At 57.2% G+C, this 21418-nt stretch carries 15 protein-coding genes; 7 read left to right on the top strand and 8 right to left on the bottom strand.

The window, feature by feature from the left end; genetic code table 11:
- Positions 1 to 9: 9 nt before the first annotated feature.
- Together KCG46_RS05475 and KCG46_RS05470 are read right to left on the bottom strand one after the other, a co-directional pair.
- Positions 10 to 867 (bottom strand): DUF1444 domain-containing protein, encoded by an 858-nt coding sequence (locus KCG46_RS05475; protein ID WP_218404278.1) that lies wholly within the window; start codon positions 865 to 867, stop codon positions 10 to 12.
- Positions 864 to 2420, bottom strand: coding sequence for a TIGR00341 family protein (locus KCG46_RS05470; RefSeq protein WP_255551775.1), 1557 nt, complete (start codon positions 2418 to 2420; stop codon positions 864 to 866). Before KCG46_RS05470 ends, KCG46_RS05475 begins: the two co-directional genes overlap by 4 nt.
- Positions 2421 to 2620: 200 nt before the next feature.
- Here KCG46_RS05470 and KCG46_RS05465 point away from each other — a divergent pair, with 200 nt between their 5' ends.
- From KCG46_RS05465 to KCG46_RS05445, 5 genes are all read left to right on the top strand, one after another.
- Complete coding sequence (locus tag KCG46_RS05465; protein WP_218404277.1) at positions 2621 to 3853, top strand: toxic anion resistance protein; 1233 nt, start codon at positions 2621 to 2623, stop codon at positions 3851 to 3853.
- Positions 3853 to 4611: a hypothetical protein gene (locus KCG46_RS05460; protein ID WP_218404276.1), complete on the top strand. Its 759-nt coding sequence runs from the start codon at positions 3853 to 3855 to the stop codon at positions 4609 to 4611. The genes KCG46_RS05465 and KCG46_RS05460 overlap by 1 nt, the downstream gene beginning before the upstream one ends.
- A gap of 10 nt (positions 4612 to 4621) precedes the next feature.
- A complete protein-coding gene (locus KCG46_RS05455; protein ID WP_218404275.1) occupies positions 4622 to 4918 on the top strand; it encodes a polyhydroxyalkanoic acid system family protein in 297 nt (98 codons plus the stop codon).
- Between the two features lie 406 nt (positions 4919 to 5324).
- A complete protein-coding gene (locus KCG46_RS05450) occupies positions 5325 to 5747 on the top strand; it encodes a heme oxygenase-like domain-containing protein (protein ID WP_218404274.1) in 423 nt (140 codons plus the stop codon).
- The gene (locus KCG46_RS05445; RefSeq protein WP_218404273.1) at positions 5744 to 8320 is read left to right on the top strand and encodes an HWE histidine kinase domain-containing protein; all 2577 of its coding nucleotides are present in this window, start codon (positions 5744 to 5746) and stop codon (positions 8318 to 8320) included. Before KCG46_RS05450 ends, KCG46_RS05445 begins: the two co-directional genes overlap by 4 nt.
- A gap of 12 nt (positions 8321 to 8332) precedes the next feature.
- On the opposite strand, the gene KCG46_RS05440 is transcribed toward KCG46_RS05445, so the two are convergent.
- From KCG46_RS05440 to KCG46_RS05430, 3 genes are all read right to left on the bottom strand, one after another.
- Positions 8333 to 9151, bottom strand: coding sequence for a class I mannose-6-phosphate isomerase (locus tag KCG46_RS05440; protein WP_369410168.1), 819 nt, complete (start codon positions 9149 to 9151; stop codon positions 8333 to 8335).
- Positions 9148 to 10188, bottom strand: a complete 1041-nt coding sequence (locus KCG46_RS05435) for a mannose-1-phosphate guanylyltransferase (RefSeq protein WP_218404272.1) — start codon at positions 10186 to 10188, stop codon at positions 9148 to 9150. The genes KCG46_RS05440 and KCG46_RS05435 overlap by 4 nt, the downstream gene beginning before the upstream one ends.
- A gap of 112 nt (positions 10189 to 10300) precedes the next feature.
- Positions 10301 to 11026 (bottom strand): energy transducer TonB, encoded by a 726-nt coding sequence (locus KCG46_RS05430; protein ID WP_218404271.1) that lies wholly within the window; start codon positions 11024 to 11026, stop codon positions 10301 to 10303.
- Positions 11027 to 11119: 93 nt separating this feature from the next.
- Here KCG46_RS05430 and KCG46_RS05425 point away from each other — a divergent pair, with 93 nt between their 5' ends.
- Positions 11120 to 14071 (top strand): PAS domain-containing hybrid sensor histidine kinase/response regulator, encoded by a 2952-nt coding sequence (locus KCG46_RS05425; RefSeq protein WP_218404270.1) that lies wholly within the window; start codon positions 11120 to 11122, stop codon positions 14069 to 14071.
- 59 nt (positions 14072 to 14130) lie between these two features.
- Here the strand turns inward: KCG46_RS05425 and KCG46_RS05420 are convergent, their stop codons facing one another.
- From KCG46_RS05420 to KCG46_RS05410, 3 genes are all read right to left on the bottom strand, one after another.
- On the bottom strand, positions 14131 to 17577 hold the full coding sequence (locus tag KCG46_RS05420; protein WP_218404269.1) for a TonB-dependent receptor: 3447 nt from the start codon (positions 17575 to 17577) through the stop codon (positions 14131 to 14133).
- Positions 17578 to 17857: 280 nt separating this feature from the next.
- Positions 17858 to 18811, bottom strand: a complete 954-nt coding sequence (locus KCG46_RS05415; RefSeq protein ID WP_218404268.1) for an isopenicillin N synthase family dioxygenase — start codon at positions 18809 to 18811, stop codon at positions 17858 to 17860.
- 68 nt (positions 18812 to 18879) lie between these two features.
- The gene (locus tag KCG46_RS05410; protein WP_218404267.1) at positions 18880 to 20211 is read right to left on the bottom strand and encodes a NupC/NupG family nucleoside CNT transporter; all 1332 of its coding nucleotides are present in this window, start codon (positions 20209 to 20211) and stop codon (positions 18880 to 18882) included.
- A 202-nt stretch (positions 20212 to 20413) separates the two neighbouring features.
- Between KCG46_RS05410 and KCG46_RS05405 the strand changes: the two genes are divergently transcribed.
- The gene (locus KCG46_RS05405) at positions 20414 to 21118 is read left to right on the top strand and encodes a queuosine precursor transporter (RefSeq protein WP_218404266.1); all 705 of its coding nucleotides are present in this window, start codon (positions 20414 to 20416) and stop codon (positions 21116 to 21118) included.
- Positions 21119 to 21418: the final 300 nt, after the last annotated feature.

Raw genomic sequence — 21418 nt, 5'->3', positions numbered from 1 at the left:
ACCGCGAGGTTATTCTGCAATCACCCAGCCGCCATCACGTATGCGGTAAACATTGGGTGAGATACAGCGTGACGCCATCTGGCAGAGCTCGACAGCGAGTTCCTTGAACTGCTTAAGCTCCTCACCGTCGGCTACGCTGACTGCCAGGAAAAAGTAGTCAGAAGGTATCGCCACTGCGAGCTTACCTCCCTGCCGTGCGGCAACCTTGGCCCATTGGTCACGCATTAGAGCCATAGAGCCGACATACTCGTCGCCCTCAAAGGAGACGAGCCCTTGGCCGAAATCATCGTTCTCTCCAAAAGCAAGGATCAGAGCCAGTGTTTCCCGCCTCGCCCGGTCCCACGCCTCATCACCATCCAGACCCATATCCTTGAGCGTATCCTGACCGATGACCGAGATGCTTTGCTCTGCATCGAGCGCGAGGATCGCAAACAAATCGTCACCGATCTTCCTATAAACAGGTATGAGCGAGGTGCCCGCAACCGAGTTTTCGACGTATTCTAAGTAGCTTGCATCGCGCACAATGATACGCAGATTTTCGGCCTTTGATCCGGGTGGCTCGCGCCTCATTTCCGCAATAAATTCGGCCATTTGCGCATTGCATTCTTGCGGTGAGATGGTTTGACAAAATTGGAACATCCGATGGAGGTTCACCGTGACCGGGCCATCACTTCCATCTTCGCGATCAAAGTTGATCTGCAATGGATCGCCCGGTTCACTGTAAACCACGCTTTCAGGTGAGACCTTTTGCAGTTTCGGAAGAAAGCGCTTGGCAAAGTCGCGTTCGGCTGGCCCATCCTGCGCTGCCACATGTGTAGCAAAAAAGCTGCACAGTAACGCCAGGGACAAAGTGAGAGGCCGGATCATTGCCCGGCGCCGCCCCATTCGGCCCGCACCGGTCCGCTTGTAAGCCGCACATTCACATCTACCCCGCTTGTGGCCAGAATAGCGGCGGCAGCCTCGGCATCCGCTTGATTTCCGACCAGCACGATAGGAATATCGACGCGCGCAGATGCCCATTCGATAACGCTCAGGGCTCTCGCTCCGTCAGGCGTCGGCCCGTCTTCGCCAAACTCGATATTCGCTGGCAATCGCCCGGCCGGCGGTAGCAGCTCGATCTCCCACTCCGGTTCGGTCGCGCTGATCCGCTGCTCCAGAGCCTTGTAAGCGGCCAATGTGGCGCCTTCCAATTGTTCGGCGCGGACCATCGCTTTGCGGCGGGTGCGGTCGATCAGCACGTCGTCTTCCGGAACACCGGCCACCAGAGCCAACCGTTTGCCAAGGTCTTCGGCCCGCGCCTGTTCGGCGGCCTCTTCGTTCGCGCGCGCAGCAGAAAGCTGTGCCAGTTCCGCTGCGCTGCCGCTGCTGCCACCTTGAAACTGCGTAAGTGTCAGTTCGACCGGTTCGCCAAGTTCCCGCGTCAATGCACGCTCGGCTTCAACCTCGGCTTCTGGCTTCAATACATACGTCCAAACCGACGCGCTGACCTTGATCGGTTTTGCCCCGAAATCAATCGAGCCAAGATCGACCCTGCTGTTGGCATCGAATTTTTCCTCGATTTCCGCGCGAACGATCCGCTGCGCATTGGTTTGAAACGCGATCTGTTGCAGCGAAAAGCCGAGCGGAACCGCAAGGCCAATGAACACGGCAGTCACCGCGATATTCTGGAAAATGGTGTTGCGCGCGCTGAGCGAAGTCTTGAACCCATAGAGACGCGCCATGCCCCAAGCGGTGAGCGCAATGGTGATAAGGTTGGTCACATAGAGCAGCAGCGCACCGGAAAAGACCGTCCAGTTCCACGTCGCAAGGCCAAAGCCGACGACTGCGAGCGGCGGCATCAAAGCGGTCGCAATAGCCACGCCGACAATCGTACCCTCGCGCCCGCGGATCATCGCATAGGCGCCCGCCAGCGCCGAAAAGAGCGCCACAAATAGATCAAACAGGTTTGGCTGGGTTCGCGCCGCGATCTCTGGCGTGATAGTCTGGATCGGGGACATATAGACCAGCAGCGCCGTCAGCCCGATACCCATCAGACTGCCCCAGGCGAGGCTGCGGGCGGATTGTTTCAACCACTGATAATCGCCGATCGCCAGAGCAAAACCGAGACCCATGATTGGCCCCATCAGCGGGGACAGCAGCATCGCGCCGATAACAACAGCAGGCGATGACAACAACAGACCAAGCACGGCGATACCCGCGCTCATCGCGGTCATAAACAGATAGCGTTCGGAAAGCAGGCAATCCTCGCGCCGCGTCTCGATCACCTGCGATTGATTCACGGTGCCGATGACATCGCGCATCCACCAGCGCAGCAAGCTAAACTTGACCGTGCCGAAAGTCGACGCAGTCGGCCTTATTGCCGTTGCCTCGCCTTCTTCCTTTTTCGCTTCTTTGACCGGATTGTTGCTTTCGGTTGCCAAGTCTCTCAGTCCTCAAATGTTTCCGCGTAGTTACGGGGTTTCGCGCCCAAGGCAAAGCGTTCGCTTAGACGCGCGCTCAATTCGTTGGAACAGGGGCGGAAAAAGAGCTACCTTGAAAGGTGTGTTTTAGATCACTAATACAGTGATATAGGAAATTTTGGATTTTGGGGCCAACCGGCCCTCGGAGGAAACGCGTTAGAATGAGCACCGAAGCCGCACCGGAAACAAAGATCGCAACCGCGACCAAGACCGCCACCGATTTCGAGCTGACGCCGCCCGATCCCGTTCCTGAGGTTACGCCTGAAAAGGCAGCCGGCCTCGTTCCCGTCTCCACCGAAGAGAAAAGTAAGCTCGATACGAAGGTTGATGCTTTTGTCACCGATCTCGTCTCGGTCGATGCCAAATCACCCGAATTCGGCGAGAAAGTCGACCAGATCACCCGCATGGGTCAGGAACAGATCCGCGCCGCCGCCGCGCATTCCAACCGGTTCCTTGATCGCCCCGTGCGCGCCATGGACGCCGATAGCAGCGTCGGCAGCGATCTGGCCGAACTTCGCCGCACGGTCGAAGACCTTGATCCGGGCCGCAAAAACAAGCTGCTGACCCCGCGCAAACTGTTTGGCATCATCCCGTTCGGCAACAAGCTGAAGAACTATTTTGACAGCTACACATCGGCACAGGGCCATATTCAGGCGATTCTGGAACGGCTGGAGGGCGGTAAGAAGGAACTGCACCTCGATAACGCTGCAATCGACACGGAACGGCAGAAGCTGTGGGAAGCGATGGGCGAGCTGGAACAAATGATCCACATCGCCAAGACCCTCGACACACGGCTTGAGGCGAAAGCGCTAGAGCTCGATTCCAGCGACCCGGAAAAAGCCAAGGCGCTGCGTGAAAGCGCGCTGTTCTATGTGCGCCAGCGCACACAGGATCTGCTCACCCAGATGGCCGTGAGCGTACAGGGCTACCTCGCGCTTGATCTCGTTAAAAAGAACAATGTCGAGCTGGTCAAAGGCGTGGACCGCGCCAGCACCACGACTGTCGGCGCACTGCGTACGGCGGTGACTGTCGCGCAGGCAATGACCAACCAACGCCTTGTGCTTCAACAGATCACATCGTTGAACGAGACGACCACGAACATTATCGATTCGACCAGCACATTGCTGCGCGAACAGACAGCTCAAATCCACGAGCAAGCTGCGTCGAGCACCATTCCGCTCGAAACGCTGCAACGCGCCTTCCAGAACATCTATGACACGATGGACGAAGTTGACGATTTCAAAGTCCGCGCACTCAGCAGCATGAAGCAGACCGTGAATGTCCTGACCGACGAGGTTGAGAAGTCGAAAGGCTATATCGCCCGCGCAGAAGGGCAGGCTCAGGCTCAGGCCAAGGTTGCTTCGGAACCGTCTTTGCTGGCGCTCGATAAATAATGAACGACACGACAAACCAATCCGATCAGATCATGAGTGCAGCGGGCCAATCGCTTTCTGTGCAGCGCACTGGCGGGACACACCGGCCCGGCGACAGCATCGGCGCGGGCTCTGCAGCGGCGAAGCGTAAGAACTGGATCAAACGGGCGAAGTATTTTGCTAGCGCGATCGCGGTGATCATTGTTTCAATGACAGCGGCCGGACTTCTGCTCGGCGGAATTGGCTTCACCGGTGTGATGATGGTCGCGCTTGCGGTGATGGCCGCAGCCTATGTCTTTAGCAACTATCCCAAGGTGAAAGTGCCCAAGCGCGCGGATTTGTCGCAGGGCGATCCAAAACAGATGGTTGCCCGCACAGAACTTTGGCTGGAATCCCAGCGCCCAGCCCTTCCCGCTCCAGCGGCCAAGATTGTCGAAGATCTCGGCGTGCAGCTCGATTCTCTCGGCATCCAGCTGGAAACAGTCGATGCAAACCACCCTGCTGCCCGCGAGGTTCGCGAGTTGGTGGGCGAATATATCCCTGAGACAATCGACAATTACCGCAAGGTGCCCGAGCATATGCGCAGCGAAGCGCATGCTGGCAAAACGGCCGATCAACGTTTGACCGACAGTTTGGGTAAAATCTCGACTGAGGTAGACCGCGTAACCCGCCGCCTCGCTGAGGGCGCGCTTGATGATCTGGCGATCAAGGATCGCTATCTCGAATACCGCTATGGCGGGGACGAGTTGCTCGAAGATATCACCGGTAAGAAGAATTGAGCACGGCCTGATGCGCGTCAATCTGCCCCATGACCTCGGCAAGGAAGAAGTCCGCAAGCGCATGCGGGAGCGCAGCCACGAAATCGCAGGTTATTTCCCCGCCGGTATGGCCACAATCGAAACCACCTGGCCCGATGAAGACCAGATGGACCTGCTCGTCACCGCCGCCGGGCAGCGGATCAAAGGCGCGGTTGAAGTGTATGATGACGAGGTCGTCATTGAGATGAATCTTCCGGCAATGCTGGGATTTCTGCGCGGAACGCTGGAAAACGCCGTGCGCACGCAAGCCACCAAACTGTTGGAATAACGTCCGCCAGCTTGGTCGATTGCGGCCAACTTCATCCAGAATGAACCTATTTCAAAGGGTTACATGCCTTGTGCTGAGCGCTCTTAGGCGACCATAGAGGCGCGCGCACTTGCATTTGCTCCACCAGACTGTCATTCGAAAGTGTAACTTTTTACTAACATTTTTTCTGACAGGCTTGATTGACACAAGCGTTGGCGAAGGTTCGACGATGAGGAGCCAGGTGATCGGGCTGACGGGCAAAATAGAAGCAAGCGAATGTCTCAGAATCGATCTCAGGCACATAACCGCCGACGCGCATGACCGATTGGACAATGCGATGCGCGGTGCAAGTGGATGGGCTTCGCGAGAAGACTACGCCCGGTTCCTGTCCTTGCAATATGCGGCTCGGTTGCCCGTCGAGCATTGGATGAGTGCCAATGCACCAGCCGCTTTTTGCGCTCCGGCCCAATCGCATTTGATTGCACGTGATCTGGAAAACCTCGCCGTTCGCTTACCTGTCGCTGGCCCAGCCAGCGATTTCGCGATCGGCCCGGTTAGCGATTCAAGCGCCATTGGCGCAGCTTGGGTGCTTGCAGGCTCCTCGCTCGGCAATCGCTCAATATTGAAAGAGCTGGAAAAAGCCGGTCACGCAGACTGGCCCTGTGCCTTCCTCTCTGATCCCGGAATGCTCGCGTTCTGGAAACAATTGCGCCCGCTCATCGACGAACCCGCCGATCTCGACATGCTGACCGCCGCCAGCGAGGCAGCGATTGCAGTGTTCGACCACTTTATTGCCCACACCGCAAAGGTTCCGGATCCCACCCCCTCTCACTCGGCAGTCGCAGCATGAATTTTAACCCCACACAGACGCAACTGACTGAATGCGACCGCGAAGCGATCCATCACATCGGCGCCGTTCAAAACTTCGGCGGCTTGATCGCGGTCAACAACGATTGGGTTATTGCCCGTCACTCGATAAATTGCGCTGACTTATTGGACATTGATAGCAACCCGGCCATCAACACGCGGCTGGCCGACTGCTTCGTACCGAACGCCATCGACATCCTGAAAGATGCCGTTTCAAGGCTAAGGTCTGACGACACTGTCGAGCGGCTGTTCGGTCTCCGATTGACCTCGGGCGGCAAGCTGTTCGATTGCGCCGTGCATCTGAGCCGCGGCAACATCATTCTCGAGTTTGAGCGGCACGCCGATGCTCATTATGCCAACCACCTAAGCCTTGTGGGACCGGCTCTAACGCGTCTTGACCCGATCCGTGATCTTGGCTCGCTGTGCGATATGGCTGCGAAATTGGTCAAGGATATGCTCGGCTATGACCGGGTCATGGTTTACCGTTTTCATGCCGATGAGAGCGGTGAAGTGGTGGCGGAAGAACGCCGCGAAGATTTGGAGCCGTATCTCGGCCTCAGGTATCCGCAGGCCGACATTCCCCAGCAAGCGCGCGAACTGTTCAAACGCAACAAGTTTCGAGTGATTGCAGATATGGATGCGGCAGCCATCCCGATTGAGCCCGCGCGCTCAATGAAGGGCGAACCGCTTGATCTATCGATGAGCATGCTGCGATCCCACTCTCCAATGCATGTTCAATATATGAAGAACATGGGGGTCAAAGCGTCGCTTTCGATCTCGATTGTCCGCAATGATAGACTGTGGGGCATGATCTCGTGTCACCATTACGAGCCGCGCCTGCCTGCCTATTCGCTGCGCACCGTTGCTGAAACATTCAGCCAGATGTTTTCGATGATGCTTGACCGGATGCTGATCGATCAGTCTGAAAAACTCCGCGCGCGCGGTCGGGAATTGCATGACCAATTGATGATGCGACTTGCGGGCGGCACGACGCTGACAGAAAACCTCCCCATGATCGAAGAGCTGCTAGGCGATTTGATTGAGCATGACGGGATTTCGGTTTGGGCGGGCGGTCAATATCGCGGACGCGGAAACGCGCCTACGCCAGAGCAGTTCGCGGATATCATGCCTGCGCTTGGCAGCACACCGAGCAGCGCGGTGATCGCGACCAGTTCCATTGTGCAGCAAATTCCCGAAGCCTCCAGTTTCGCAGATCTGGTCACGGGGGCGATGATCTTGCCGATTTCGCGAAGCCCGCGCGACTATCTGGTGCTGTGGCGCAAACCGTTAAGCCAGCAGGTGACTTGGGCGGGCAACCCGGCAAAATCCATCGCTGCGCCCGGTGAGAGGCTGCATCCCCGCAGCAGCTTTAGCGCTTGGAAAGAAACGGTCGAAGGCCTGAGTGCGGAATGGAGCGATGCTGACGTTCAGGCTGCGGAAGGGCTTCGCATCACTCTGCTCGAAGTGATTTTGCGCATGACCGATGAAGTCGCGATTGAACGCAAGCGCGCCCAGGAACAGCAGGAACTGCTGATCGCAGAGCTGAATCACCGCGTCCGCAACATCCTCAATTTGATCCGCAGCCTTGTCTCGCAATCCCAGAGCGAGGCGATGACAGTATCCAATTTTGCTTCGATTATCGGTGGACGGATCTCCGCGCTGGCATCGGCGCATGACAACATCACGCGGCAGAATTGGGCACCGGCCCCGCTGTCCGCTTTGTTCGAAACAGAGCTGGGGGCGTATCTGAACGAGAAGAAGGAGCGGTTCCAGCTCGCCGGACAGGACGTGCTGGTCAAGCCAGAGGCTTACACCGTTCTGGCTTTGGTCGTGCACGAACTCGTGACCAATTCAGCGAAGTATGGAAGTCTTTGTGACCGATCCGGAAAACTGGCGGTTTCGCTGAACTTCAACGGCTTCGGCGACCTTGAAATTCGGTGGCGCGAACGCGGCGGCCCGCCTGTTAAACCGCCTTCGCGGCGCGGGTTCGGATCGACAATCATCGAGCGCTCTATCCCGTATGAACTTAAAGGCGATGCCGATCTGCGTTTCAAACTCGGCGGATTAGAAGCCGATTTCACAATTCCCAGTCGATACATTGTCCCGATCGATAGCTGCGACGAGAAGCAAAGCTTCACCCCTGCAAACCAAGGAAGCGAAACGGGCACGCTGGAACTTGATGCGCTGCAATTGCCGGATCATGTTTTGGTGGTCGAAGACAGCATGATCATCGCTCTAGACACGGAAGAAAGCCTCAAACGCCTTGGCATCAAATCAGTCCAGATCGAAAGCAGCGTCGCAGGCGCTCTCACTTCTATCGAGAAGCGGCTGCCCGATTTCGCGATTGTCGATTTCAACCTCGGCGTGGAATCGAGCGAACCTGTGGCAGCGGCGCTCAAAGAGCGCGGGGTCCGGTTTGTGCTCGCCACAGGCTATGCGGAAATGGCCGATCAAATCGCGGAACTGGGTGCAGAGTCACTGCTGAGCAAACCTTATGGACGCAGCGAGATCGAAGAATTGCTGGGTCAAGCGCCAGAACTAAAAGCCGCTGGCTAAAGCGCCAGCAAATTAGCCTGCGGGTCTCGTAAGAAGCGTAACGCCTGCTTCACTGAAATCGAGCGCATCAATCGATGCTGCGTAGAGACATTCCCCGGCGCAGGCAGCGGCGTCACGATCAATGCTCCTCACTGTGCCTTCCAACGGCAGGACCAACAGGCCCGCACGGTAAGCGCTGACGATCTGATCGTCAGGTGCACCTTCGATCCGGTCAAGCCGGAAATGGGCACCGTCTACCAGTGTCTGGCCGCGCTCGGTCGAAGTTCCCATTTGCTCGGCAGGATAAGGTCCGCCATCTGCAACCGCCAATGCACGTTCGAGATGCAATTCGCGCGGGCGGCCATAATCATACAGCCGGAACGTTGTATCGCTGTTCTGCTGCACTTCGACCAGCGAAAGACCCGGCCCGATGGCATGAACTGTACCGGCCGGAAGATAGTAGACGTCACCGGCTTTAACATCGTGCCAAGTCAGCAGGCCCTCTATCGAACCATCGCGAGCAGCGCGTTCGATCTGTTCCGATGTCAGTTCTTCGTCAAAACCGATGGCCAGTTTTGCACCCTCATCGGCATGCAGCACAAACCAGCATTCTTCTTTGCCAGCTTCACCGTCCAGAGCGTTGTGATTGCCCGGATGAACCTGCACAGACAATTTCTCGCTGGTGAAGAGGTATTTGACCAACAGCTGCGGCAATTCGGCTGGCGGCTCAAACCAAATCTCTCCGATCCGCTCTCCCGAAGGGGCTTTGAAAGACGCAGGTAGCTGATCACGACCCCAGACCTTCTCAACCATCTTGGTCGGCAATTGGAATGGGGCTCCGTTTCCGCTCACTGGTTTGCCGCCCCTGGCAGCTTACCAACGCGCTGGGCCCCGTCACGTGTGGTCACCAACACTTCACCATCGGAAACGATGATGCAGACATCATCAAGCCCGACTGCCGAGACACGCGGGCCATCGCTGATCGCCAAAACGCCGGAACATCCGTCCAGATCAATTGTGCCCTTGGTAACATTGCCAGCGTCATCGCTTTCACCCGCAAGCGCATCCTGCAGAGCCGCCCAATTGCCGATATCGGACCAGCCCATATCGGCGGGAACCATGGCCGCGCGCTGGGTATTTTCCATCACGGCGTAATCGATCGAATCCCCTTCAATGGCGCTGAACGGCTCAGCCGCCGGATGAAAGCGCATGCCGTCCTCTCTGCCCTCTGAAACCGATTGCGCGACCAATGCGGCCATTTCCGGCCGGTGCTGCTGCAATTCCTGGATCAGGTAGCCAGCCCGAAAGGCGAAAATGCCGCCATTCCAGCTATATTCGCCGCTCTCGACATACGCTTTTGCCCGTTTCAGATCGGGCTTCTCAACAAAGTTTGCGATCTTGAAACCGCCGGGCAAGGCCTCTCCGTGATGCAAATAGCCATAGCCCGTTTCCGGTCCTGTCGCTGCGATCCCGAAAGAAACCAGCCAGTCATCTTGTGCCAAGGCCGCGGCGGCCAGAGCCGCCCTGCGAAACGCGCTCGAATCTGCAATATGATGATCACTCGGGCAAACCAGCATGATATCATCTGCAGGCAGCAACGCAGCGGCGCGCGCGATGGCGGGCGCGGTGTTTTGGGCCGACGGCTCAACTATCAATCTGTGCGGGCCGGAAAGCTGTTCCTCGATTAAGTCGATATGTTGCGGTCCAGCCACCACAACGGGCGCGGTAAAACGGTTGTCGCCTGCAACCCGGTTTGCCGCCTGTTCGAACAGCGTCTCGTGACCGATCAAAGGCAGAAACGGCTTTGGCTTTGCCTTGCGGCTGACAGGCCAAAGGCGGGTGCCACTGCCACCGCACAGGATGACCGGATGAATAATGCTGGTTGTCATCGGGGCTCCGCAGATTTGGCCATCGAAAGATTGAATTCACGGGGCTCCTATACCAGCACAGGTGAGTCATGCCACCATTCTGCAGCATCAAATTTCGCGCCCCATTCCAATTTCAAAACCACCTCTGACGCCAGTAAAACGGGGCAGCAACGGCATTGCCGTTTCGGTCCGTCGCCGGGCGGAACCTCAGGCGATTCTCGACAAGGTTGCATGTGATGCGATCCGCCTCTGCATCGGGGCTTGGGCGGTAGATGGAACATTGCCGTGCACGGCCATCAACACCCACGACCACACGCACAATCACCTCTGTCCCGCGCCGCGCCTCTCGCCCGCCTGCCGGAACAGGATAATCGCGCGCATTCTGAATTGCGCCGGAGATATGGACGGGCTTGGTAACTGCCACGCCGCCTTGGCCGCCGCCCTGATTACCGCGGCCGGTGCCGGTGCCGCTACCGGCTGCTCCGGTGCCATCGCCTTCCGCGCGCGCGCCGGACCGATTGGCAGTGCCGGTCGAAGATGCCTGCGGCTTGGGACTGGGTTTGGTTTCGATTTTCGGTTTGGGCGCTGTGACCGGCTGCGGAACTGCCTCCCGCCCCAGATCGCCTTGCGCGCCTTCATCTGGCTCGGGATCGTTTTCCGGCGGAGGAGGGTCGGGCGGCGCCGTAATTGTCACCGTGAAAGCTGACACGACAGTCTCTTCGACCGAACCCGTAAATTCCGGCGCAAGTGCCCGCCCCAACCCATAAAGCGCGGCGAGATGCAGGAGCACGATGAGGGCAATCACCCACCAGCGCGGGCGGCGCAAGGCGCCCGAATACCGTGTTTTCGCGTGGGTCATAGTGAACCTAACACTCGCCTTTCTCATCCACAGTGCTGGCAATCCCACCCGAACTCATACCGATTTTCTATACCATTCTTAAGGGCAAATGCGATGGAGAGCAGAATCGACCGCGCAAACTCCGACAGCACGGACTGCGGCAAGGCCTCGATAAAGATGCCCCGCATCGATGCGAACAGCGTGATTTTTGCGCTCGCCGCTTCGGTGGGCTTCTTTGCGCTCGCGATGTTGAGCCTGTCACTTTCAAAATTCGATTCCACCCTCGCCAGCGTTTGGGTTCCAAACGCCTTTGCAGTCGCGCTCCTGCTGCGGGCGCGCGTCGCGAACAGCATCCCTTTCTATCTCGGAGTGTTTATCGCCAGCATTCTCTCTAACACTCTTTCCGGCACGCCTATCTGGATAGCGTCAATATTCTCGATCGCGAATCTCGTTGATATCGCAATTGTTGTGGCCGTCGCGCGGGGAGGTGGATCAACCCGGCCAGACATGACCCAATTGCCCGACCTTGCGCGTTTTGTATGGGCGGGCGGGCTGGTCGGCCCTGCTTCTTCTGCGGCGATAGCATCGCTCGCTATGGCCATGGATTCCGGCTCAAGCTGGACGCTGGCGAGCTCATGGCTGTTGACCGATGCGATGGGTATGATCCTAATCGTCCCGGCCTCTCTTCTGGCTTACGATGCTTGGCAGCAACGCGCGGCATCGATAGGGCTTGATTGGGTAGAGCGCATTACTCTGCTTGGCGGCGGGATGGCGTGCGCGTTTCTTGTTTTCAGGCAAGATGCCTATCCGCTGCTGTTTCTAATCCCGCCAATTGCGCTGCTGCATGCATTCCGGTTGGGAAGCTTGGGCACGGCATTGTATGTCTTCGGACTTGCCATTGTGGCGAGCGTAATGACTTGGGCTGGTTTTGGCCCGATTGAGGCAGCTGGTCTTTCACCAACAGCCCAAGTGCATATAGTGCAAGCTTTCATTGCGGCAAATTTCCTAACAGGATTACCGGTCGCCGCGATCCTTGCGGGACGGCAGCGGATTGTTGAAGATCTGGCCGATGGCAAACGTCAGTTGGATCTGCTCGCCGGAAACATCACCGATGCGGTGCTGCGGTATGATATCGAAGGCCGCTGCACCTATGCCTCACCTTCGGTGCGCGATGTCCTGAACGCAGAGCCCGAAATCTTTGTCGGGCAGTTTGCGACCGACCGCATGCATCAGGACGCTCGCGAGAGGATAAGTCTGGCGCAGCACCGTTTGGTATCGCGCGAGTCTGAAAAGGAGCGCTTTACTTACCGGCGTTTTCTCGATGCGGCTGATGGCAGCGCCGTTTATATCGAAGCAGAATGTGGACTCGCTTTTAACCCCGAAAGCGGTGAGGCTGAAGGGATTGTTGTTTCAGCCCGCGACGTGACCGAACGCGTTGAGCTCGAGCTGCTCCTCACACGGGCTCGTCACCATGCCGAAAACGCGGTCCGGGCAAAGTCGGAATTTCTTGCCAATATGAGCCATGAAATTCGCACTCCGATGAACGGCGTCCTCGGCTTTGCAGAATTGATGCTGCAAAGCGATTTAGACGATGACCAGCGGCGGCAAACGGAAATGATCGTCCAGTCGGGGCGGTCCATGATGCTGCTGCTCAACGATATCCTCGACCTTTCGAAAATCGAAGCCGGACAGATATCTATCGATCAGGCCGCGATCGACCTGCATGAAACGCTGGAAGAATGCACCGCGCTGCACATGCCGAATGCTGAGAAAAAGGGCCTTGGGTTACGGCTTGAAAGGGAGGCCGTTGGCGATGGGTCTGACGAGAGTGCCAGCGGCTGGGTTATGACCGATGGTCTGCGCCTGCGGCAGATTGTGCTCAATCTTATCGGCAATGCTGTGAAGTTCACTGAAAGCGGCACCATTGATGTCGTCTATAGCGTTGATGATGATCAATTCAGCGTGCGTGTGGTCGACACCGGTATCGGGATCAGCAGCTCGCGCCTTGAATCGGTGTTCCATCCCTTCACTCAGGAAGAAAGCAATACCGCACGCCGCTTTGGCGGGACTGGCCTTGGCCTTACAATCAGCCGCCAGCTCGCCGAATTGCTGGGCGGCTTTATCGATGTTGAAAGCGAAGCAGGGGTTGGGTCATGTTTCACGCTGACGCTCCCCGCCAAACGCGCGGCACCTGCGCGGCGGCCCGCGCCTGAGTCTACGCCGATCACGCTTGCCGACCTGCCGCATCACGCACGCATCCTCTTGGCCGAGGATCACGACGTGAACCGGATGCTTGCAACAGAGATGCTTGAACGCTGCGGCCAAAGCGTCGCACTTGCCCATGACGGGAACGAAGCGATTTCAATGGTGATTGACAGCATGATGCGCGGCTCGCCCTATGATCTGGTGCTGATGGATATCCAGATGCCCGGCTGCGATGGATACGCGGCCACGCGCGCCATCAGGGCCGAGGGTATCGGGCCTGACATCCTGCCGATCATCGCGCTGACGGCAAATGCATTTCCCGAAGATGTCGCCGCGGCGCGCGATGCGGGCATGCAATCGCACCTCGCCAAGCCATTCGTTTTTTCTGAAATTGCACGCGCGCTTCAACGCTGGCTGCCGACCCGTATTTTGGAGATCGACGCGGAAGTATCTGAGCCTCCGATCGCTTTCGAGCGCACCGACGCGGATGGAGATCGAAACTCGGCCATTCATTCGGCTGCGGCGCCTGCACCCAGCACGCCCCACAACCCAAGCGAGCTTACCCGCAGATGGCTGATGCGGCGCGAAGAGGCTGTCGAAGCGGTGCGCCTTGCCGCGCGCGATGGGACGCTGGAAAACGGAGTACCCCGGTCCGAACGTGAGCAGCTAACGCGGCTGGTCCACAAATTGGCCGGAACTGCCGCTATGTTTGGAGAAGAGGATCTGGGCCAACAGGCCTCTGCGCTGGAACGCGCGCTGCGGAGCAAACAATCCAGCGCGGTTCAGAAGGCTCTGGCCGAGGAACTTCTGGAGCTTGCTGACCGCGGTTCATCGGAACAGTTTGAATTGCAACAGGCCTAAACGAAAACAGCGGAGCCCGAGGGCCCCGCCGTTTCTGATTTTTATCAGGTGCCGACGAATTAGAATTCGTAGCGGGCACCGATTTGAATGCGCCATGCGCTGTTCGATTCAAACGTGTTGGCTTCCGAAGAACCGTTGTTGAAGTTGGTGATGATATAGCGACCTTCGTCGTCATACGCACCATCAACCAGATCAACGCGGCCGTCGAAACCGCCGAGTGCACGGCGAGTGTTCCAGCCCGCATCAAGCAGGTTCAGGAAGTTATCGAAGTCCACGAACAGTTCGAGGCGATCTTCGGTGATGCCGGTCAGGCTACCGATGAATGGCAGTTCCTGGCTAAAGCGCATGTCAACATCGAAGAACCACTCATTACGGCACTGGTTACGTTCAACTGTCTGACCAGGGGTGAACTTGCAGTTCAGATCGCTGATCAGGCCGGTTCCGTCGTTCAAAGCCGAAAGAAGCGCAGCGACAGCAGCTGGATCGCTGTCTGGTGATACGTTCGGATCGTTCACGCCAGTCGGAACATAGAGAAGCGCATTCTGTTCACGCGAGTTGCTGTCGTTGAAGAACGGACGACCATCATCAAACACGAGGCTGTATGGACGGCCTTCCGAAGCACGGAAGAAGATGCCGAAGCCGGTGTCGAAACCGTCGATAAATTCTTCGCGGAAGAACAACGATGCTGTGATGTTGTGACGGGTTTCAAAGCCGGACTGCGAAACAGCCAGGTTCTGACGGTCAAACGCTGGCGAGTTATCGAAGTTCGACGTGGCTGTTGACGAACGGAAATTGATCGTCTGCTGGCTGTCGCTGAACGCATAACCGAAGTTTACGTTCACGCTGCCGCCTTCGGTCAGAAGACCTTCGCTGAAACGCTTACGCAGGATTAGCGAGGCGTTGTGGCTTTCCAGAGTTGGCCCGTTGGTCAACTGAAGGAAGTCATCGAGACCTGTTGCAAAGCAAGGATCGGTAACACCGGTGTAAACTGGCGGCGTACCGCCTGTGCCCTGAAGCACAGCGTTACAACCAGCATTCAGCGGGTCGATCGGACGGTAAATCGGACGACCGTCCACAGTGAAGCCGTTCAGGCCTTCACCTGTATCGACGACCTGCACCAGATCAACAACGCTGAGCGTATCGATAAAGCGGGTGTAGATGTAATCGACGTTCAGGTTCCAGCCCGAGAAAAAGCCGCTTTCCGCGCCGATTTCGCTCGCGAAACCGATATTAGCCCGCATCGCTGTCGGGATGTCGAAATCCGGATTGGTCGACTGGACGTCTGCACGACCGGCCGATGCCTGAGCTTCACCCGCATTGACGATACACTGCGGAATTCCGGTGAACGTACCACCGTTCAGGACGATTGGCTGACCGGAGACCGGATCAATCGTAATCTCGCCTGCGCCGCAATTGTTCGACGTACCGAGACCGGTCGAGAAACCGTTGTTCGAAAACGCGTTCGAGAAGAAAACAACCGGATCGCCGCCTGAGAAGACGCCGACGCCCGCAGTGATGCGGCTGTTCGAGAAGAAGCCGTCATTGTCGAGGTCGTATGTCGCAGCAAGACGCGGTAGGATTACCGGGTCGAGACGGCCAAACGAGTTCGCGTTGGTGAAGCCGAAACGCTGTTGGAACAGCGGGTTTACTACAGGCGCGTCGCCATCATAAAGCTGGACACGAACGCCAGCTGTTACGTTCAGCTGATCTGTCGCCTGCCATTCGTCCTGCGCGAACACCGAATAGGTGCGACGGCTGAACAAGGCAGCGGCATTGTTGATGTCAAAGCCAGGTGCAACGTTGATGTCACCGGCAATGGCGCGACCATCAAAGATCTCGTCATTGTTAGGGAAAATTTCCGTACCGCCTGAAAGCAGGCCGTTCTGGAAATCATCAAGGTTGTTGAAGTAGAGCGAACCAGTCGCGTTGACAGCGAACAGGTTGAACACTTCGAGATCGTTCAGTTCTGCGCCGATCTTGAAGAAGTGACCGTTACCGGCATCCACGTTCATGATGAAGCGGGCTTGATCGATCTTCGTATCGAGCTGGTTGGCCGAACGGAAGATGCCCGGGCCAGTCGACAGAGTGCCGATGTCGCCAGGGCCGTCAACACCGACGACCAGACGTACGGTCGGGTTGTCAGACTGCGCTTCGCCAAAGCCGAGCGGGCCTTGAACGTCGCCAACTTCGGCGCGGCTCACGCGTAGTTCGGTCGAAACTGTGTCGCTCCAGTCGGAATACAGACGCAGCGAATAATAATCGGAGATCGTGCCTTCGTCTTCGAAGGAGTTGATGCCGCCAAAATTGTCGCCGCCAAAGTCAGGCTCGACATTGGTTTCTTCGAGGCGTTGGTAGGTCGCTTCGAGACGGTGGCTGTCATTAATCACAGCGTCGAGACGACCGAAGTAACGAACGTTGGCTTCTGCGGTTTGTGTCGGGATGCCGCCAATGTCCTGGCCATACACATCGTTCGCGATCTGAGCGAAACGATCAAACTGTGCCTGCGTCACAAAGTCGACGCCTGGTGCGCCCGGGCCGCCATTGAAGCCATCGCCAAGATCAACTTCTTCATAGCCGAGCGAGAAGAACAGGCGATCAGGGATGATCGGGCCGGAAAGTGTCGCGCCCCAGCGCTTTTCTTCACCAGCATTGAACGGGTCAATCGAACCGTCAGCTTGTTCGACTTCGTTGGCCTGCATGCCGCCATCGAAATAGGTGATGAAGGCAGAGCCGCTGAACTTGTTGCTACCGGCTTTGGTAACAACGTTTACGAGACAACCGGTGAAGTCCGAATATTCAACGTCGAACGGAGCGAATTCAACCGAAGTCTGCTCAATCACGTCAAATGGAAGCGGAAGCGAGTTACGCGCAGCAAACGGTGTGCCGTTCAGACCGAAAGCGTCTGACTGGATGATACCGTCAACGGTGAAGGTGTTCGCACGGTCATTACCACCGAGGCACGAGATACGATCAACGTCGTTCGAACGCTCAAGGCTGACACGCGGATCAATACGGATGATGTCGCGAACGTCGCGGGTGATCGACGGGAACGCTTCGAGCGTTTCGGTGTCGAATGCGGTGCCAGGACCAACTGCGAGCTGTGTTACAGAAGCACGGGCGCCGGTAACAACGATGACATTGTCCGTACCGCCAGCAGCCGTCCGAGCCAGTGCGAAGTTAAAGCCGGTGTTGCCGGAAATGCTGGTGAACACGTTTTCAACGGTCTGACCTTCAAAACCAGTTGCCGTGACTGTGACAGTGTAAGGGCCGCCGGGAGGAAGCGAGCCAATGCGGAATTCGCCGTTGCCACCAGCTGTCGCGGTGCGGGTTGATCCGACTCGTTCGTCGGTGATGGTGACAGTCGCGCCCGGCAAAACGTTGCCATCTGCGTCTGCGACCTGACCTTCGATACCAGAAGTAATGGTTTGAGCAGCGGCGGGCGCTGCGATGGTGGCTGCGGCAGAAAGAGAGACGACGCTCGCTGCCAAAAGATATTTGAGTTTCATGGTTGTGCCCCTGAGTCACATGGGAGAATTTCACGACAAGCGCTTATCAAGCAGGCCCGCGATAGGCGCGTAGGACGTCGGAAACACTACAGTTTTGTTACAATCCTGTGAAACTTACAGCCAGGTGAACACCTCAGCGCCAACTGGCCATATTTCAGGGGCCAAGAATCCTAGGGATTCAGGGGCTCACAAGGGCCCCTGTTGCTGCAGTGCAACGTGGTTAGAGATTCTGAGCCGCTTGGGATAACTTGGCGGAAAATGCGCGGTATTCCGCCACGAATCAGGCGAGATTGATCTCGCGCAGGCGCTGCATCAGGAATTCGTGGGCAGTAATCGGGGCAAAATCGTCCGATTCGCTTGGCACTGATCCGTCCAAAGGCTCGATCAAGTAGTCTGGCCGAAAGTGCAGGAAGAACGGCATTGAATAGCGCGACCGAGACGCCGCTTCACCGCTCGGGTTTACAACACGGTGTGTCGTCGAAGGCAGAGCTCCGCCCGTTAGCCGTTCAAGCATATCGCCGACATTGATCACCAATGCGCCCTTTGGAACATCGACGGACAGCCACTCACCTGATTTACTGAGCAATTCCAGCCCGGCCTCTTCTGCGCCGAGCAGCAATGTGATCGTATTGATGTCGCCATGCGCGGCGGCGCGGATCGCGCCCTCAGGCGCATCCGGGCCAAGCGGTGGATAATGCAGCAAACGCATAACGGAATTGCCGTCTTCGACTGTCGAGGCGAAAAATTGCTGGTTGAGTCCGAGGTGCAGAGCAATCGCTTCGAGAACACGCAGGCCTGCGTCTTCAAAGGCTGAATAGAGCGACGCAAATGTCGGTTCAAAGCCGTCCACTTCGGAAGGCCATACGTTGGGGCGCATAAATTCTGCCAGCTCGTGTGACTGGTCTAGCGAGCGACCAACGTGCCAGAATTCTTTGAGGTCAAAGACGTTTGCGTCTTTCGCTTTTTCCGTGCCGAACGGGGTGTATCCCCGCGCACCGCCGCCGCCATCGATCTTGTACCCTTCCTTCACACCGGACGGTAGAGCGAAAAATTCTTTGGATTTCTCCTCGGCCTGATCAATCAAGCTTTGCGGGATTCCATGATCGCGCACGACCGCAAAGCCATACTCGGCGAAACTGTTGCCCAGTTCATCGGCGATATCAGCAAGCGGCTGAGCAAGAGAAACGCTGGCAATGCCGGCGGTAGAGCGGGTCGAAGGCGTGTTCGTAGTCATAACCGGCCCTTACACCCGCTCGGGCGTGTCTGCCAAGATTTTGCCGACGAAACGCGCTTTGCGTGCTGCTAGAAAGGCAGGAAAATGCTCGCCAGAGCGGCACTCATCAGATTGGCAAGACTGCCAGCGGCCAGAGCTTTCAATCCAAGGCGTGCGATAACCGGACGCTGGTTAGGAGCAAGACCGCCCGTCACCGCCATCTGAATCGCGATGGAGGAGAAATTGGCAAATCCGCACAGTGCGAAAGTCACAATCGCTCGGCTACGCTCTGGCAGTTGATCCGCTGTCATCGCACCAAGGTCGATAAAGGCTACAAATTCGTTGAGCACTATCTTCGTCCCGAACAAGCCGCCGGCAAGCTGGGCCTGATCCCAGTCAGAAATGCCGATCAGGTACATGACTGGCGCAAACACATAACCAAGCAATTGCTGGAATGTGACATCGGGGTAACCGACCTGACCGCCAAGTCCGCCCAGCATACCGTTGGCCAGCGCGACAAGAGCAACAAACACCATGACCATGGCGCCGACAGCAACAGCCAATTTGACACCGGTTTGCGTGCCTTGTGCAGCGGCCTCGATAATATTGGCTGGACGTTGGCCCTCTTCAAAAGTCTCAGCCATTTCGACTTCGCCAGCTTTGCCGCCTTCGACCAGCGAAGCGGGGCCTTCGGCGCTGATCCGCGCCTTCGGCAAATCGACCTCTTCGCCGCTTTCTGCGCGTTCATTGTCGTCAGGCATGATGATCTTGGCCATCAAGATACCTCCCGGTGCCGACATAAATGCCGCCGCAAGCAAGAACGGAACCGCATCCGAACCAATGAAGCTTGCATAGGCGGCAAGGATGGTCCCTGCGACGCCCGCCATACCGACCGTCATGAGTGTGAAGAGCTGAGCCGGCGGAAGCGAGGCCAGATAGGGCCGCACCACGAGCGGGCTTTCCGACTGGCCGACAAAGATGTTGGCCGCGCTGCCCAACGCCTCAACCTTGCTGATGCCGGTAATCCAGCCAATTGCCCCGCCAACCCAGCGGACCAGTCGCTGCATGATGCCAAGGTGATAGAGAATCGAGACGATGGCCGCGAAAAAGACGATCACGGGCAGGGCGGCGATAACAAAAGTGTTGGTGAACGGGTTCGCGTCCATCGGACCGAACACCGCAGAGATACCGATCTTGGAATAATCCAGCAGTGCGATCACGCCGTTCGACATAAACTCGATGGTGGCAACGCCGAAACTCGTCCGCAGAACCAGCAGGGCCATCACGGCTTGCAGTGCAAAGGCGGCGCCAACCACACGCAGCCTGATCCGACTCTTTCCATTCGAAAGCAGGAATGCGACGCCAAGGATGGCGACAATGCCAATCAGGCTGAACAGAACGGATGAAAGATTATCGCTCACGGTTGAACGGTGCCCCCGATGCTTTGGTAGTCTGGCGATCCCATGCGCAATCCTAGGCCGCGCTCGAACACGTGGCGTCGCATTTTGCCGTGCCGAGCGCAAGGGCGCAGTCGCGCGATATTCCCCGACAGATCATGCCGGTCGGTGAAAGCGGGATCGGTGCGGCTTTTCTTTTCCTGTGGTGCGCCTTACGCCTATCGGCATGAGCGAAACCAACACGTCAATCGAAACAACTGACCCCAATGCAGAACGCGCACTGGCCGCGCCAATGGGTCTGTTTGTCTACATCATTCTGTATGGCGGAATGACCGTTTTGGCAGGCGTTGTTGCATTCAAGCAGGTGCAGTTGTGGCCCAGCAGCCTTGCGGTTGAAGCGGGAATTTTCCCGTTCCTGCTCCTTGTGGTGATCACCAGCACGATTGCGCAGCTTTACGGACAGAAGCTTGCCAACCGGCTGATCTGGATCGGTTTTATCCCGCTCGCACTATCGGCTGCGATTATTTATCTGGTGCTTTCGCTGCCTGCATCATCAGAAATGCTCGAATTCCGGCTGGACGATCTCGCCGCATTTGAGCGGGTTCTAGGTCAAACGCCTCGGATCCTGATGGCGGGACCGGCGGCCTACATCACATCCCTGCTATTGAATGTCTGGATTTTCTCGAAACTGCGCGGCAGCGGCGAGGCAACCACCACTGGCCTGATGATCCGCGGCGCGATTGCATCAGCGCTTAGTCAGGCAGTTGATTCCGTCATTTTCATAACGCTCGCTTTTTACGGTGAGTTCGACATCACCAATCTGATGATCGGCCAAGTCCTCGCGAAAGTCGCGCTCAGCATTGTGCTCGTGCCATTCCTGATCACAGGCGGCGTAAAGTTGGCGCAGTGGTTGGACACCCGCAGCGCATAAATCGATGAAGCGCGCCGCAGAACACGGCGGCCAATGCGTTTGAAAAGGCATAAAAAGGTGGTGAATGGCGCAGTCCAGCACTAACCAGTCTCGCTTGTTAGGTTCCCTGTTATGCAGGGAATTTACAGGGAAATGCGCCTGATTGCTGCCATAGCTCCTATCGACGGTCCCAGAGATCCTTGGGTCTGAGGCGGTTTTCCCTAGATATTGAACAGGGAATTCTCAGGGCGTATCAACGAATTCGCATTCGCTGATGGCCCGTGATATCTGGTAATGACTATGGGACGCCCACGCACACTT

The sequence above is a fragment of the Erythrobacter crassostreae genome (assembly GCF_019204045.1).
Classification (GTDB): domain Bacteria; phylum Pseudomonadota; class Alphaproteobacteria; order Sphingomonadales; family Sphingomonadaceae; genus Erythrobacter; species Erythrobacter crassostreae.
This window is presented reverse-complemented; position numbering and strand designations above follow the sequence as displayed.

Excerpts from the sequence above, each read along its gene's own strand:
- KCG46_RS05475 (WP_218404278.1), bottom strand. The coding sequence starts at position 867 with ATGATCCGGCCTCTCACTTTGTCCCTGGCGTTACTGTGCAGCTTTTTT.
- KCG46_RS05465 (WP_218404277.1), top strand. The coding sequence starts at position 2,621 with ATGAGCACCGAAGCCGCACCGGAAACAAAGATCGCAACCGCGACCAAG.
- KCG46_RS05460 (WP_218404276.1), top strand. The coding sequence starts at position 3,853 with ATGAACGACACGACAAACCAATCCGATCAGATCATGAGTGCAGCGGGC.
- KCG46_RS05455 (WP_218404275.1), top strand. The coding sequence starts at position 4,622 with ATGCGCGTCAATCTGCCCCATGACCTCGGCAAGGAAGAAGTCCGCAAG.
- KCG46_RS05450 (WP_218404274.1), top strand. The coding sequence starts at position 5,325 with ATGAGTGCCAATGCACCAGCCGCTTTTTGCGCTCCGGCCCAATCGCAT.
- KCG46_RS05445 (WP_218404273.1), top strand. The coding sequence starts at position 5,744 with ATGAATTTTAACCCCACACAGACGCAACTGACTGAATGCGACCGCGAA.
- KCG46_RS05435 (WP_218404272.1), bottom strand. The coding sequence starts at position 10,188 with ATGACAACCAGCATTATTCATCCGGTCATCCTGTGCGGTGGCAGTGGC.
- KCG46_RS05430 (WP_218404271.1), bottom strand. The coding sequence starts at position 11,026 with ATGACCCACGCGAAAACACGGTATTCGGGCGCCTTGCGCCGCCCGCGC.
- KCG46_RS05425 (WP_218404270.1), top strand. The coding sequence starts at position 11,120 with ATGGAGAGCAGAATCGACCGCGCAAACTCCGACAGCACGGACTGCGGC.
- KCG46_RS05420 (WP_218404269.1), bottom strand. The coding sequence starts at position 17,577 with ATGAAACTCAAATATCTTTTGGCAGCGAGCGTCGTCTCTCTTTCTGCC.
- KCG46_RS05415 (WP_218404268.1), bottom strand. The coding sequence starts at position 18,811 with ATGACTACGAACACGCCTTCGACCCGCTCTACCGCCGGCATTGCCAGC.
- KCG46_RS05405 (WP_218404266.1), top strand. The coding sequence starts at position 20,414 with ATGAGCGAAACCAACACGTCAATCGAAACAACTGACCCCAATGCAGAA.